Source organism: Alphaproteobacteria bacterium (assembly GCA_018667735.1).
In the GTDB taxonomy this organism is placed as follows: domain Bacteria; phylum Pseudomonadota; class Alphaproteobacteria; order Rickettsiales; family JABIRX01; genus JABIRX01.
Genome location: JABIRX010000032.1, coordinates 26,822 through 42,312 on the forward strand (window position 1 = coordinate 26,822; position 15,491 = coordinate 42,312).

The window sequence follows — 15,491 nt, forward strand, 5'->3', positions numbered from 1 at the left end:
ATTTATAATTGAAGCTAAAAATACCTTTAAAATTAATTAACTTTTAGCTCAAACTAAGTTATAGCTTAAAAAATATATAATAGTAAATATTCATAATTAAATCTAAATGGCAGTTTATACTAAATTAAGCAATAATGACATAAATAGTATTTTACATAACTATAAAATAGGCAGCCTAGATAATGCTGCAGAAATTAGTGCTGGTGTAGAAAATACAAATTATTTGCTCACGACCACAACAGGTAAATATATCCTTACTATCTTTGAAAAAAGAGTTAATCGCAAAGATTTACCTTTTTTTATAGATCTTATGAACTTCTTAGCACAAAATTCATTTCCTTCGCCAAAGATTTTAGCAAATTATAAGTCTTATATATTTAACTTTAAAGCCAAAACTGGTGTAATTATTTCTTTTCTAACTGGAGATATAGCTGAGAATGTTACCCTAAATGATGATATCCTCTTTAACTTAGGTAACAAGTTAGGACAAATGCATAATTTAACTGCTAAATTTCCTTTAAAAAGAGCTAATGATTTTGCTTTAAATGGTATAGAAAAATTATACCAAACTGTAAAATTAAAAAGATTATTGCAAGATGAAGAGCAAAATCTAAGCATCAATATAATTAATAACTTCAAATCACATAATCTTACAAATTTAAGTAAAGCTATTATTCATGCTGATTTATTTCCTGATAATATTTTTGTTAATGCAGATAAAATTTGTGGTGTCATAGATTTTTATTTTTCCTGCCATGATTATATAAATTATGATATCGCAACCACCATTAATGCTTGGTGTTTTGACGATAAGTTAAACTTTAATTTAACCTTTCTAAACAAACTACTCAAAGGTTATAATTTCATAAAACCTTTAAACGCAGCAGATAAAAAATATCTTTATGATTTTTGTCTGTTAACCGCCCTTAGATTCTATTTAACCCGAATATATGACAAATTTCATCAACCAAAAAATTCTAATAACATAGCAAAAAATCCTGATGAATTTTTACAACGAATAAAATTTTGGCTAAATTTTACAGAAATGCCAAGAATTCTTGAAGAAATTTAATTAATAAAACTTTAAACCACAAACTAAAGCATCACCATAATCTTTATCATAAGTAGTGATAGAAGCTCCGCATTCTCCATATATGTTTCCTGTTGCAAGCAAACCATCATCTATTTTATTATCTATGTAATATGCATCAATATGCGCTAAAGCACTATATTCATCTTGCCTTGAACGCAACTGTAAAATTACTTTACCATTATCACTTGTAAATAAATATAAACTACCATTATCTAACGCAGATTCTGGTACATTATCTTGCCAAGTGTCCGCTGAAGCAAAAGGATAAAAACTATTATTAATTTTTGCTCTGTAAATATGTGCCCAACTATTTGCCTGCTCATTTATTAGCGACCATGCAATTATATCATCACCATCACCACTACATTCATCACTTCCCAAAGAATTATCATTACAATCATTACCCCAAATTAATGCTGCATCTGCATAATCTCCAGCATATGCAGCAAATTTTAACTTAAAAATATCCATATTACTATGATGTAATCTTACTTCCGAGATCACCTGATTTAATTGATTATTTTTAATTAATTTTTGCCCAATAGTAACTCCAGTAAAAATCACACCAATTATAGTTAAAACTATGGTCATCTCAATTAAACTAAATGCTTGCCGATTATTCATTACATCAATATAACTTTAGTTTTAGTTTACTATAGTATTATTATGAAGCAAGTCACCATATATACAGATGGCTCATCCCTAGGTAACCCAGGTTCAGGAGGCTGGGCAGCCCATTTATCTTATGCTGCAACAAAAAAAGAAATATATGGATATCAAAGTGATGCAACTAATAATCAAATGGAATTATTAGCTGCAATTAAAGCTTTAGCATTATTAAAAAACAAATGTAATGTAGATTTATATACAGATTCCACCTATTTAAGAGATGGTATTACTAAATGGATTCATAACTGGCTAAAAAATGATTGGCGCTCCTCTACCAAAAAACCAGTAAAAAATAAAGAATTATGGCAAGAATTATATAATTTAACTAAGCTACATCAAATTAATTGGCATTGGGTTAAAGCGCATAATGGCAATGAACATAATGAAAGAGTGGATTTCCTCGCAAGAAATGCCGCAGAAAATAAAATTAATATTTAAGCTTCTCTAAAAATAATTAGCACTGCAATTAAAACCAAAAAGAACAGAGCATTATAAATAAAATTATTTAACTAAACTAAATTACAGCAAATTAACTGCTTTTTTGTTAAAACACATAATGGCAGTAAAAATCATGAAAAAGTGGGTTTACTCGAAATTCAAACTGCGAAAAATAAAATTAACCTTTAAAGCTTTTATAAAAATAATTGGCACTTCCAGTCAAAACCAATAAGAACAAAGCATTATAAATAAAATTATTTAACTAAACTTAATTACAGCAAATTAACTGCCATTTTATAAAACACATAATGGCAATAAACATCATGAAAGAGTGGGTTTCCTCGCAATTTAAACTGCGAAAAATAAAATTAACCTTTAAAGCTTTTATAAAAATAATTGGCACTTCCAGTCAAAACCAATAAGAACAAAGCATTATAAATAAAATTATTTAACTAAACTTAATTACATCAAATTAGCTACTATTTTATTAAAGCACATAATGATAATGAAAATAATAAAAAAGTGGGTTTCCACGCAATATATACCACCACTCAATTAAAATTTCAGTTTTATAAGAAATAATTGCCGCTTATGTTCAAAGAACTAAAAGTCATATGATAATTTTGTAATTTAATAAGAATATTATTGAGGATAATTAATAATATAATCAAACACAACTAAACTTAACTTTAATAAAGCAAGGTTTAGTTATTTAACATCACGCCAAACTCGTTTTTTTGCTACAAAAAATAATAGCGTAAATACAATTAAAAATAATAAAGAACGTATACCCATTTTGTTTCTTTTTTCCATTTCTGGTTCAGCTGTCCATTGTAAGAAATTGACTAAATCAACTGACATTTGCTCAACTGAGTTATTAGTGCCATCCATGTAATCAACCTGACCATTCATTAGTGGCATAGGCATCGCAATTAATTTGCCCGGATAATATTTATTGTAATACATGCCAGACGGAACCTTAAACCCCTCCTCTGGCTTAACATAACCATTTAATAATGAATATAAATAATTACCACCATCTGGCCTAGATTTAACCATTAAAGACAAATCTGGCGGATATGCACCTCCGTTTGATGCTCTTGCTGCATTTTCATTTGGATATGGAGATGGTATTTTGTCTGAAGCTATAGCATTGCGTTCAAACATATCACCAGCATCGTCAGGACCATCAATCACAGTATATTCAGCTGCTAATGTTTTAATTTCAGCAGGAGAAAAACCAATATCTTCTAAATTTCTGAAATATACTCTTTTCATAGAATGACATGCAGCGCAAACTTCTTTATAAACCTGAAAACCCCTTTGAATTGATGGGCGATCAAAAGAACCAAATTTACCCTCAAAAGACCAGTCACGCTCTATTAGCTTCTCAGATGAACCTGCTGCCTGTAAAGAAAAGTTTGCCAGTAAAAATAAATTAAAAATTATAAGTTTTTTCATTAGATAATATTAACTATGTTTTGATTTAAAATGCTCATCTATGGAAGCAGGAAGCGGTAATGGTTGCTCATATTTATTTAACATTGGTAAGATAAATAAGAAATAAGAAAAGTAATAAATAGTAGAAATTCTAGAAGCTATGACAAAAATACCATCTGCAGATTGCGCACCCAAATAACCCAGTAACGCAAAATTTAAAATAAATATTATGTAAAACCATTTAAAGAAAGGTCTGTAATAACCACTTCTAGTCTTTGCTTTATCTAACCAAGGTAAGGCAAATAAAATCAAAATAGAAGCAAACATCGCAGTTACCCCACCAAGCTTGTCTGGTATAGCACGCAAAATTGCATAAAAAGGTAAGAAATACCATTCAGGCACAATGTGAGCCGGTGTAACTAACGGATTAGCCGGTATGTAATTATCTGGGTGACCTAATGCATTTGGCTTAAAAAAGACAAAATAAGCAAATATCAACAAGAATATGCCAAGACCAAACATATCTTTGATCGTGTAATATGGATGAAAAGGCACCGTGTCTTTCTTGGTCTTTACCTCAACACCAGTAGGATTACTTGAACCAGGTACATGTAACGCAATGATGTGAATCACAACCAAGCCAACTATAATAAATGGTAATAAGTAATGTAAGGAGAAAAAACGATTTAAAGTTGGGTTATCAACCGAGTAACCACCCCAAAGCCATGTTACGATTGAATCACCAATAACTGGAATAGCAGAAAATAAATTAGTAATTACCGTAGCTCCCCAAAAACTCATTTGTCCCCAAGGTAAAACATAACCTAGAAAAGCAGTCGCCATCATACTTAAAAATATAAATATACCAAAAAACCAGATAATTTCTCGTGGCTTTTTATAAGAACCAAAAAACAAACCTCTAGCGATGTGAGCATAAACCACTACAAAAAACATAGAAGCTCCAACCGCGTGAATATATCTAATTAACCAACCATAATTAACATCACGCATAATATGTTCAACTGAGTCAAAAGCATGATCTGCATGTGGTGTATAATGCATTGATAAGAATATTCCAGTTACAATCTGTATAACTAATGCAATACCTGCTAATGAACCAAAATTCCAAAAATAACTTAAGTTTTTAGGAGTTCTATATTGTGCTAAATGCTCATAAACATAAGAAAAAACTGGTAATCTTTCATCTATCCAGCCTGTGACAACTCCTAGTTTTAATGGTTTTATATCTTTATTTGCCATATTTATCCGATTTTAATTACTTTATCTGTTACAAAATTATATTCAGGGACTATCAGGTTTTTAGGAGCAGGACCCTTTCTAATTCGCCCTGATATATCATAGTGAGAACCATGACATGGACAAAACCAAGCATTATAATCACCAGAACCTTTACCTAATGGTACGCAACCCAAATGAGTGCATACTCCTAGAACTATTAAATATTCTTCTTTACCTTTTTTAACTCTTTCCTCATCAGTTTGAGGGTCAATTAAAGAATTTATGTCAACTTCTCTAGCCTCAGCAAGCTCTGCCTCGCTTCTCCTTTTAATAAAGACTGGCTTGCCTCGCCATTTAACTTTCATCTCATCACCCGACTCTAAACCAGAAATGTCAACTTCAATAGAAGCTAAAGCCTTTACATCTTTAGCAGGATTCATTGAATGCACAAAAGGCACAGCAACAGATGCTGCGCCAACACCAGCCATAGCTGTTGCGGCAAGCACTACAAAATCTCTTTTTTCTCCATCTACATTCTCACTTTCTGTAGCTTTAATCTTATCTGTTTTGGTGTTTTTACCCATATTTTACGTACAAATTTTAACCAATTATAATTTTAGCCCCACTAAATTGCAAGAAAAAATCAGAGCAAATATTATGATTTAAATAAGTAAAAAATAGACTTGCAAGTAAATCAACTTCTATGTATATTTTGCCAAATCATATATATTAATATAGTCAAAATGGTCAATAAAGGAACAATAACACAAGTAATATCAGCTGTAGTTGATGTAAAATTTAAAGATGGAAATCTACCAAAGATTTTAAATGCTTTAGAAACTACAAATAACGGAAAAAAAATCATTCTAGAAGTAGCTCAACATACAGGCGAAAACACAATTAGAGCGATTGCCATGGATTCTACAGAAGGTTTACAGCGAGGAACTGAAGTAATAGACACAAATAAACCTATAACTGTTCCAGTTGGAGATGCTACACTTGGAAGAATTCTGAATGTTATTGGTGAACCAATTGATGAGTTGGGACCAATTAGCCAAGAAAAAACAGCATCTATTCACAATGAAGCGCCTGGCTTTTCAGAACAAGCAACCGATACAGAAATTTTAACAACTGGTATTAAAGTAGTAGATTTATTAGCACCATATTCTAAAGGAGGTAAAATTGGTCTTTTTGGTGGAGCTGGAGTTGGAAAAACCGTTTTAATAATGGAATTAATTAATAATATTGCTAAAGGCCACGGAGGCTACTCAGTTTTTGCTGGTGTTGGTGAAAGAACCAGAGAAGGAAATGATCTTTATCATGAAATGATCGAATCTGGCGTAATAAATACAGAAGATTTAACTAAATCAAAAGCTGCTCTTGTTTATGGCCAAATGAATGAGCCTCCAGGAGCTAGAGCAAGAGTTGCATTGACTGGACTTACAATTGCAGAAAAATTCCGTGATCAAGGTGGTCAAGACGTGTTATTTTTTGTTGATAACGTCTTTAGATTTACGCAAGCAGGTTCTGAAGTATCCGCTTTGCTTGGCAGAATTCCATCGGCTGTTGGTTACCAACCTACTCTTGCAACAGATATGGGTCAAATGCAAGAAAGAATAACTTCAACTAAAAATGGTTCAATAACTTCTGTGCAAGCTATTTATGTACCTGCCGATGATTTAACAGACCCGGCGCCTGCTACTTCTTTCGCCCATTTAGGTGCAACTACTGTATTATCAAGACAAATAGCTGAATTAGGCATTTACCCTGCTGTTGATCCTCTTGATTCTACATCTCAAATCTTAGATCCAAGAATTTTAGGAGATGAGCATTATAATACAGCAAGAGCCGTACAAAAAATATTACAAACTTACAAATCGCTACAAGATATTATTGCAATTTTAGGTATGGATGAGTTGTCTGAGGAAGATAAACTTTTAGTGAATAGAGCGCGTAAAATTCAAAAATTTCTATCACAACCATTTCATGTTGCAGAAATATTTACAGGTATGCCTGGTAAATTTGTAGCACTTGAAGATACGATTAGAGGATTCGCCGATATTTGCTCCGGTAAATATGATCACTTACCAGAAAATGCATTTTACATGGTTGGCTCTATTAATGAAGCTTTAGAAAAGGCTGAAAAATTATCTAGTAAAGCGGCTTAAGTAATTTTAAATTAAGTTATGACTACAATAAAATTAAAAATTGTTACACCTAGAGAAGTGTTTTTAGAAGATGAGTTTGAAATGGTTACTTTACCTAGTTTTGAAGGTGAGCTAGCCATTTTAAAAGATCATGTTCCAATCTTAGCAAGCTTAAAAGCAGGACAAATAAATATTTATCTTAATGGTGTGGTTGCTAAGAAAATTATCATAAATAGTGGTGTTTTAAATTTTTCAAATAACGAAGCAATTATTCTTGTTGAAGAAGTTATCAGCAAAGAAAAATACCATAATGAATTTATCACTAACAAAATATCAGAATTACAAAATAACATTAGCAATTATGTTAAGATAGGTGATGACGAAGCTCTAAATAAAGAGCAGCAATCCTTAAATGATATTCTAACTATTAAAGAACTTTTATAATATTTATATTATTTATATTATAAAAGCCTAATTTATTCGTATTTCTAAGTTAAGTTTTGCTTTCTAAAATAAAGCATCACTCTTTCTTACATTAAAGTTATTACTCCTAACTATCTTAGTCTATTATGTGCCGATATTTTTAGGTTTAGTTAATTTTATGCATTAATTAACATTACTTTAAATAATTCGCCCATTTGTTCTTTTGCTAAAATTCTATCTTCTGCAATTTGTAATTTTTTTTGCTTATGTTGATTGGAGTTATTAGCTAAAGCTCTACTTCTTTCTCTAAAACCTAACATTGTAAAAAATTCTCTTTGCGTGCTTAAATTACAAGGTAAATTATTATTATTTACAATCTTGGCCAATGCTGAAAAATCCACATGAGCAGTAAGATCTGCTGTGCCTAATGATTTAAAAACATCATAATATTTATGTTTTTTTAACGCTTGCAAACTGTCGCCAAATTGCTTTTCTATATAACCATAATCTATAAATATTGCCGCAGATTTACTTAACTTTAAAAATTTTGCAATATCCTCCATCATATTTAAAGCTGGGTAACATACTTCATATATATCATTATTTTTTGCCTCTAAGCTACCCAATTCCAAATTAATCTTATGATGGTTTTTCTCTAAAATGAAGGTAAAATTACGCTGCTTATCTAAAGCTATTTTACGCTCATGCCAATTATAATCTTGATATTGATATTGTGTTATTGGTAAAGCATCAAAAAATTCATTAGCTAATATAAAGCTAGGTTTATTTGCAAGATTAGAGATATCTTCATAATGGGTGATTTTCACATCAAAAACACTAAGTTTTTCTTGCTGTATTTTGCGTAATTTAGGGCTTAGCTCTATTAAATTAACCTCTAATATTTTATATAATTCTGCTTTTGTTTTTAATGTTCTTAAAACATCACTCATCAACTCAGCTCTACCAGGACCCAACTCAATTATCGTAAATTCTTGGGGTTTACCAATATTTTGCCAATAATATATAATATAAGCAGCTAATATTTCACCAAAAACCTGACTAATCTCTGGCGCTGTGATAAAATCACCTTCTGCCCCAAACGGGTTTTCCTTAATGTAATAACCACTCTCTTGATCAAATAATATATTTTGCATGAATTCTGCAATAGAGATGGGACCAAAATTTAAAATATTTTGTTTAATTTTTTTGCTTAGAATATTTTCCATTATAAAAAACTAAATAAAAACCTAAAATTAGCATTGGTAGTGATAGAATTTGCCCCATTGTAAAAATATCACTCAAATAACCAATATGGCTATCTGGCTCTCTAAAGCACTCAATTATGATTCTAGACATGCTATAAAGTAATAAAAACAAACCGGTAACCCTACCATATGACAATCTAAAAAAAGGTTTCTTATAGGCAAGATATAAAATAAAAAAGCTAAATAAACCCTCTAAAAAAGCCTCATATAATTGACTTGGGTGCCTAGCTATCATGCCAGCATGTGGAAAAATAACTGCCCACTTTACCTCAGTTGCTCTTCCATATAATTCGCCATTAATAAAATTTGCTATTCTACCAAAGAAAAGCCCTATAGGTACGGCCAATGATAAAATATCCATATATTGTAAAAATGATTTTTGTTTTTTCTGCGCATGATATAAAACAGCTAAAGTAAAACCAATTAAGCCCCCATGAAAAGACATACCACCCTGCCAAATATAAAACACTTCAATGAAATTAAAGAAATAATAATCTAAATTATAAAATATAACATAGCCCAACCTGCCCCCAATAATAATACCGCAAATTATATTAAAAATTAAATCTTCTAAATCTTTTTTATCTGTAATTTTTAGGCTGAATTTTCGTACCAAAAACATTATATAATAAAAGCCGAGGATAAAACTTGCAATATAAGCCATAGAGTACCACCTAATCGCAATTGGCCCTAAATTAAAGATAATTGGCTCTAAATTATGTATGTACATAGTAAAATATTTTTTATAAAACTTTAGATTAAATTATATAACCATATAATCATTATAATACCAAATACTGCAAGATATATTATAGATGAAACATCTAATTTATACGCTATTAATAATTTTTCTAAACGCAAATTTATTTGCTAAAGCAAATATTTCTGAATTAATTAGCGAGGAAAACCTTATTTGTGCCGAAGACGCATTCAAATTACTCGAAAATTATCGAGTAAATGAGGCTTTAACTGTTAGTAATTTTTGCCAAGATCCTGCTATAGAAAAAATGATTATCTGGCTTTCTCTCTATGATAATTATGTAATAGAGCCCAAAAGATCTATGGAGTTTTTAATTAATCATAAAAATTTTCCAGTTCAAGATAGAATTAGAAAAATTATGGAAAGAAATATATCTAAGAAAATACCTACGCAACATGTTTTAAAATTTTATAATGATGATTTTCCTAGTACAGAAAAATCCTTTCAATTATTTTTGCAAAAATCATTAGAAAATATAAATAGCTCCTTTCAAGAGGATATCAAAACCTCTTTGCAGCGAAAATATTTTCTACATAATAATTTTCCAGAAAAAAAATTAGACCATTACATAAATGATAATTTAGTTAATAAGAACATTATAATTCTTAAAATAAATAATTTACTTAGAGATAAACAAGTAAATACAGCTAAAAAATTGTTAAAATATTTGCATTTAGATTATCAATATTTTTTCAAAGCAAGAATAGCATTAATTGAAAATCAACGCAAAGCGCTAAAAAAAATAAAAACTGTAACCCCTCAATTACAAAATAATGCTGATTTTATTTTCGATTTAGTTAATTGGTATGAGCGTCATGACAAAGATGAAAAAATATATAATCATATTTCTAAGCTAAATTATCTAGAAAATCCTGAAAAATGGCATAATAAGCGTATAAGAAATGCTAGATATTTGTTAAAAAAACAAAAATATCAAGAAGCATATGAAATAGTAGCTAATCATCAAATTACTGAAACTAATCATGCTTATATAGAATTAGAATGGTTTTCTGGCTGGCTAGCACTAAGATTTTTACAACAACCCGAACTAGCAATAAAGCATTTCAAGCGTATGTATAATAATGTAAAATTCGCAATCAGTTTATCTAGAGGCGCATATTGGCTTGCTAGAGCATATGATGCATCTTTGCAATTTGATTTAGCAAAAAAATGGTATCAAGAAGCAAGTAACTATAACAGCACATATTATGGTCAAATGGCTCTGTTAGAATTAGAGAAGCAAATTATGATTAAATTACCGGAATTTCACCTAACTTCAGCAGAGGAATTACAAAATTACATCAAAACGGAGGAAAAAGCTAGAATTGCTCTTTATTTTTCGGCTCTTAAAAAAGATGAAGAAGCTGAATTGTTTTTTAAAAATTTGATTATAAAAAATGAAGATGAGCAATTGATAAGTACAATTATTTCTCTTTCAAGCTATAGTAATAACCAAGAAATTATTAACAAGATAGCAAGATATGCGACTAGATTTAATGTTATAACTTTAGCAAATTACCCCCTTATAAATAATTTGCCTAGCACTTATAATGTAGGTAATTACGCTCTTATCATGTCTATTATCAAACAAGAAAGTGGTTTTAGTAATAATGCAGTAAGTAAAGCTGGCGCAGTTGGTTTTATGCAGTTAATGCCAGCAACAGCAAAGCAAGTAGCAAAAAAACTCAACATCAAATATAGTAAAAACAAATTACAAACTAACGCCAAATATAACATAACTTTAGGCGCTTATTATATTAATTCCCTCTTAAAAAAATTCAACAATTCATATATAGTTGCTATTGCCTCATATAATGCAGGACCTAAAAACACTAGAAGATGGCTAAAAGAAAATGGTGACCCTAGTCAGTCCAACGATATTCATCAAGCCATTGATTGGGTTGAACAAATCACTTTCTCTGAGACCAGAAACTACGTACAAAGAATTATAGAAAACTCAGTAATTTACCAACATTTACTTAATCAGAAAATACAAGAATTTCCTGCACCAAAATTAAAACCAAGTAATTAAGCTCTTTCTTTTTATTAATATATTAATAAAGTCTCTATTTAACTTCTCACTTGGTAAACTTGTAAACTTAAATAATATTATAAGTTTTAGCTTAATCAAAAACATAGCCTTAAATTATAGTGAAATCAAAACTAATAATTATGCTCCTTCTTCTTTCAATAGCTTATTAACTAAAGCAGACTTTAATTTGTCTTTCACTATCTTGTATACTTAAATAATATTATAAGTTTTAGCCTAATCAAACATAGCCTTAAATTATAGTAAAATTAAAAACTAATAATTATGCTAATTCTTCTTTTAATAATTTATTAACTAAGGCAGGATTTGCTTTACCTTTAGAAATTTTCATTACTTGACCTACAAAAAAACCAAATAATCTATCTTTGCCACTTTTATATTCTGCCACTTTATCTGCGTTATTAGCAATAACCTCAGTTATAATTGCAATAATAGCAGAATCATCTGTAATCTGCACTAACCCTTCAGCTGCAATAATATCTTTAGCATCTTTACCTGTAAGAATCATTTTATCTAAGACATCTTTAGCTATTTTACCAGAAATTATATTCTCCTCTATCTGCTTAATTAAGCCAAGTAGCATTTTAGCAGTAACTGGTGATTCATTTATATTTAACTCATCTTTTTTTAAACGAGCAAATAATTCGCCAGTAAGCCATGTAACTGCTAATTTAGTATTACAATTACCAAATAGCTCCTCAAAATAATTAGTTACATCCTTATCTGAAATTAATACATCTGCATCATATTCTGTTATTTCTTCAGCCAAATATCTAGCTTTTTTCTGCTCTGGCAATTCAGGCAGCGAGTCTTTTACTTCTTGTAAAAATTCTTTTGATAATCTTAATGGTAATAAATCAGGATCAGGAAAATATCTGTAATCATGCGCATCTTCTTTGTCACGCATCATTCTCGTTTCTCCAGTATTTACATCAAATAATCTAGTTTGTTGCCTAACCTGCTCACCATTATCGAGTAATTTTGCTTGTCTTGCTACTTCATAATCAATTGCAAGCATAATATTTCTAGTTGAATTTAAATTTTTTATTTCACATCTAGTGCCAAGCTCTTCACAACCAACTAAACGAAGACTTATATTTGCGTCACATCTCAATTGTCCTTTTTCCATATCACCACCACAACTATTAATATAGCGTAATATATTGCGATATTTTTTCACAAAATCAGCTGCCTCAAAAGCACTTGAAAGTTCTGGTTCTGAAACTAGCTCCATTAATGGAACACCCGATCTATTTAAGTCAACAAAGCTATGGGTAGGGCTTTGATCATGTATAGATTTCCCTGCATCTTGCTCAACATGGATTCTAGTGATATTGATTATTTTGTTATTATCATGCTCATCCTTAATTTTGATTTTACCACCAGTAACTAATGGGTCTGAAAATTGAGAAATTTGATATCCTTGCGGTAAATCAGCGTAAAAATAGTTTTTACGGTCAAAAATTGAATACTCATTAACTTTAGCTTCTATAGCAAAGCCAGTAAGAGCTGCTTTTTTTATCGCTTCCTTATTTAACACAGGCAACATGCCAGGCATAGCTGCGTCAACAAAAGAAACCTGACTATTTGGCTTAGCACCAAACTCAGTACTGCTATGTGAAAATAATTTCGATTTAGTATTAATCTGTGCGTGAATTTCAACACCAATAACTATCTCATATTCGTTTTTCTCAGTTTTATATGTAGCCATGATTTTATATAATGTAATTTAAATTATCTCGCTTAAAAGCAACTTCTTTTTCTATATTATTAGCAATTTTTAATAATTCAGCTTCCTGAAATCTTGGCGCCATCAATTGCACCCCTATTGGTAAGTTATTTTTATCTACCCCAACTGGCACAGAAATTGCTGGTAAACCTGCTAAATTTGCAGGCACAGTAAAAATATCGTTATAATATGTCTCAATTAAAGTTGGCTTATCTTCTATACCAAAAGCTGTGTTTGGCGTAGTTGGTGTAATAATTGCATCAACCTGAGCAAACGCACTATTAAAGTCATTCGCAAATAATCTCCTAACCTTTTGTGCCTTTTTATAATATGCGTCATAATAACCAGATGATAATACATAAGTACCAAGCATAATTCTACGCTTAACCTCAGCTCCAAAGCCAGATGCTCTGCTCTTAGCATACATATCATCCAATGAATCTCCTTCTGCATATTCTCTTATACCATATTTCACCCCATCATATCTAGCTAAATTAGATGAAGCTTCAGCTGTGCTAATAATATAATAAGCAGGGGCACCATAAATAGTATGTGGTAATGAGATCTCTACTATTTTGGCACCTAAGTTTTTAAGTAAATTTACTGTTTCATTATATGATTTTTGTATGTCTTCATTCATACCCTCCATCACATATTCTGCTGCCACACCAATTTTCAAGCCCTTCACTCCAGCTCCTAATTTTCTCGTAAAATCCTCACTTGCTACATTTGCCGAAGTAGAATCTTTCTTGTCATAAGAACTAGTGGAATTTAAAATTAATGCCGAGTCCTCCACTGTCTTAGAAAAATGACCCGCCTGATCTAAGGAACTAGCATAAGCTATCATGCCCCATCTTGAACATCTACCATATGTTGGTTTTAAACCAACCAAACCTGTAAATGAAGCTGGCTGCCTTACTGAACCACCTGTATCACTTCCTAAGGATGCTGCGCACAAATCAGCAGCTACCGCAGCTGCCGAACCTCCAGAAGAGCCACCCGGTACTAGTTTTTTAGCAGAATTTGCAGACTTTAAGGGATTAACCACATTACCAAAAGCACTATTTTTGTTAGTAGAGCCCATAGCAAACTCATCCATATTTAACTTACCTAATAAAATAGCACCATCTTGCCAAAGATTATCAGTTACAGTTGATTCATATTTTGGTGTAAAACCATCTAAAATTTTAGAACATGCCTGAGTTTTAATATTTTTTGTACAATATAAATCCTTAATCCCAAAGGGTATAGCTTCTAGAGGCCTTGCTTCATTCTTAGCTATCTTTAAATCAGATTCAGCCGCCATTTTATATGCTTTTTCTTCGGTGACTTCTATATAGGAATTAATATGTTTATCTTTCTGCTTGATATTATCAATATAAGCAGCTGTTAATTCCTTAGCAGAAAAATCTTTTGCAAGTAAGCCTTTTCTCAACTGAGAGATAGTAAGTTTAGTTATATTAGTCATTATTCTACAAATTTAGGTACAGCAAAAAAGTTAAGTTTACTCAAAGGAGCATTAGCCAAAATATCATCTGATATATTATCATCTGCTATGTCATCAGCGCGCATAGCTAAATCATTTTCTATTGCCATCATTGGTTCTACATTATCAGTATCTATTTCGTTTAAACTCTCAACCCATGTTACTATGTTTGAAATATTTTCCGATAAATCTAGCAAATTATCATTAGCTAACGAAATTCGTGCTAATTTTGCTATTTTCTTTACTTGATCTTCTGTTACTTTACTCATTTAATAACCTTTTTAAATTTTCTAATGGCCTTGCAATGCAAGCCTTTTTGTTTTTTACAATTATTGGTCTTTCAATTAATTTAGGATATTTAACCATAAAAGCCAATAATTCAGCCTCACTATGTGTGTCTAGAGCTAAATTATTAAGCTTATAATCTTGCTCTGATGTTCTAAGTAATTCCCGCGCTGAAATATTAAGCTTATCCAAAATATCCTCTAATTCAGTAATTGTTGGAATATTCTTCAAATATTCTATTACTTCAAAATTTAAGCCCGATTCTTTAAGATATTCAAGCGCAATTCTTGATTTTGAACATCTAGGATTATGGTATATTCTCATAGTTTTGATAAAATCTAATTACTAGCAATTTTACAGCTTTAGTCAATCAATATTAGATATTACTATAATATTTTCTTAGCTTTTTGCTTAATGGTAATAGTTGCAATAAATATCGAAGAATAAGTCCCAATTAAAACACCAAA

The 15,491-nt window shown here is 30.7% G+C and carries 15 protein-coding genes; 5 read left to right on the forward strand and 10 right to left on the reverse strand.

Annotation, left to right across the window (positions count from 1 at the left end):
* Positions 1-106: 106 nt before the first annotated feature.
* Positions 107-1,072, forward strand: coding sequence for a homoserine kinase (locus HOH73_03185; GenBank protein MBT5827861.1), 966 nt, complete (start codon positions 107-109; stop codon positions 1,070-1,072).
* Here HOH73_03185 and HOH73_03190 read toward each other — a convergent pair whose 3' ends face one another.
* A complete protein-coding gene (locus HOH73_03190; GenBank protein ID MBT5827862.1) occupies positions 1,073-1,717 on the reverse strand; it encodes a prepilin-type N-terminal cleavage/methylation domain-containing protein in 645 nt (214 codons plus the stop codon). It abuts the gene before it with no gap.
* A 42-nt stretch (positions 1,718-1,759) separates the two neighbouring features.
* Between HOH73_03190 and rnhA the strand changes: the two genes are divergently transcribed.
* Entirely contained in the window at positions 1,760-2,200 is a 441-nt protein-coding gene (rnhA, locus tag HOH73_03195; GenBank protein ID MBT5827863.1) for a ribonuclease HI, read from the forward strand.
* Positions 2,201-2,908: 708 nt separating this feature from the next.
* Here the strand turns inward: rnhA and HOH73_03200 are convergent.
* From HOH73_03200 to petA, 3 genes are read right to left on the reverse strand one after another with little or no spacing between them, the layout of a single operon-like run.
* The gene (locus HOH73_03200; protein ID MBT5827864.1) at positions 2,909-3,661 is read right to left on the reverse strand and encodes a cytochrome c1; all 753 of its coding nucleotides are present in this window, start codon (positions 3,659-3,661) and stop codon (positions 2,909-2,911) included.
* A 9-nt stretch (positions 3,662-3,670) separates the two neighbouring features.
* Positions 3,671-4,900, reverse strand: a complete 1,230-nt coding sequence (locus tag HOH73_03205; protein ID MBT5827865.1) for a cytochrome b — start codon at positions 4,898-4,900, stop codon at positions 3,671-3,673.
* A gap of 2 nt (positions 4,901-4,902) precedes the next feature.
* Complete coding sequence (gene petA, locus HOH73_03210) at positions 4,903-5,463, reverse strand: ubiquinol-cytochrome c reductase iron-sulfur subunit (GenBank protein ID MBT5827866.1); 561 nt, start codon at positions 5,461-5,463, stop codon at positions 4,903-4,905.
* Between the two features lie 159 nt (positions 5,464-5,622).
* Between petA and atpD the strand changes: the two genes are divergently transcribed.
* Both atpD and atpC read left to right on the forward strand, forming a co-directional pair.
* The gene (gene atpD / locus HOH73_03215; protein MBT5827867.1) at positions 5,623-7,047 is read left to right on the forward strand and encodes a F0F1 ATP synthase subunit beta; all 1,425 of its coding nucleotides are present in this window, start codon (positions 5,623-5,625) and stop codon (positions 7,045-7,047) included.
* Between the two features lie 18 nt (positions 7,048-7,065).
* Positions 7,066-7,470 carry an ATP synthase F1 subunit epsilon gene (atpC, locus tag HOH73_03220; protein MBT5827868.1) on the forward strand — a complete coding sequence of 135 codons (405 nt, stop codon included), beginning with the start codon at positions 7,066-7,068 and terminating at the stop codon, positions 7,468-7,470.
* A gap of 155 nt (positions 7,471-7,625) precedes the next feature.
* Here the strand turns inward: atpC and HOH73_03225 are convergent, their stop codons facing one another.
* Both HOH73_03225 and HOH73_03230 read right to left on the reverse strand, forming a co-directional pair.
* On the reverse strand, positions 7,626-8,675 hold the full coding sequence (locus HOH73_03225) for a class I SAM-dependent methyltransferase (protein MBT5827869.1): 1,050 nt from the start codon (positions 8,673-8,675) through the stop codon (positions 7,626-7,628).
* Entirely contained in the window at positions 8,647-9,444 is a 798-nt protein-coding gene (locus tag HOH73_03230; protein MBT5827870.1) for a prolipoprotein diacylglyceryl transferase, read from the reverse strand. Before HOH73_03230 ends, HOH73_03225 begins: the two co-directional genes overlap by 29 nt.
* Before the next feature lie 85 nt (positions 9,445-9,529).
* On the opposite strand from HOH73_03230, the gene HOH73_03235 reads away from it, so the two are divergent.
* Positions 9,530-11,506 carry a lytic transglycosylase domain-containing protein gene (locus HOH73_03235; GenBank protein MBT5827871.1) on the forward strand — a complete coding sequence of 659 codons (1,977 nt, stop codon included), beginning with the start codon at positions 9,530-9,532 and terminating at the stop codon, positions 11,504-11,506.
* Positions 11,507-11,786: 280 nt separating this feature from the next.
* Here HOH73_03235 and gatB read toward each other — a convergent pair whose 3' ends face one another.
* From gatB to arsC, 4 genes are read right to left on the reverse strand one after another with little or no spacing between them, the layout of a single operon-like run.
* A complete protein-coding gene (gatB, locus tag HOH73_03240; GenBank protein MBT5827872.1) occupies positions 11,787-13,235 on the reverse strand; it encodes an Asp-tRNA(Asn)/Glu-tRNA(Gln) amidotransferase subunit GatB in 1,449 nt (482 codons plus the stop codon).
* Between the two features lie 4 nt (positions 13,236-13,239).
* Positions 13,240-14,721 (reverse strand): Asp-tRNA(Asn)/Glu-tRNA(Gln) amidotransferase subunit GatA, encoded by a 1,482-nt coding sequence (gene gatA, locus HOH73_03245; protein MBT5827873.1) that lies wholly within the window; start codon positions 14,719-14,721, stop codon positions 13,240-13,242.
* Complete coding sequence (gatC, locus tag HOH73_03250) at positions 14,721-15,008, reverse strand: Asp-tRNA(Asn)/Glu-tRNA(Gln) amidotransferase subunit GatC (GenBank protein ID MBT5827874.1); 288 nt, start codon at positions 15,006-15,008, stop codon at positions 14,721-14,723. Before gatC ends, gatA begins: the two co-directional genes overlap by 1 nt.
* Positions 15,001-15,348 carry an arsenate reductase (glutaredoxin) gene (gene arsC / locus HOH73_03255; GenBank protein ID MBT5827875.1) on the reverse strand — a complete coding sequence of 116 codons (348 nt, stop codon included), beginning with the start codon at positions 15,346-15,348 and terminating at the stop codon, positions 15,001-15,003. Before arsC ends, gatC begins: the two co-directional genes overlap by 8 nt.
* Positions 15,349-15,491: the final 143 nt, after the last annotated feature.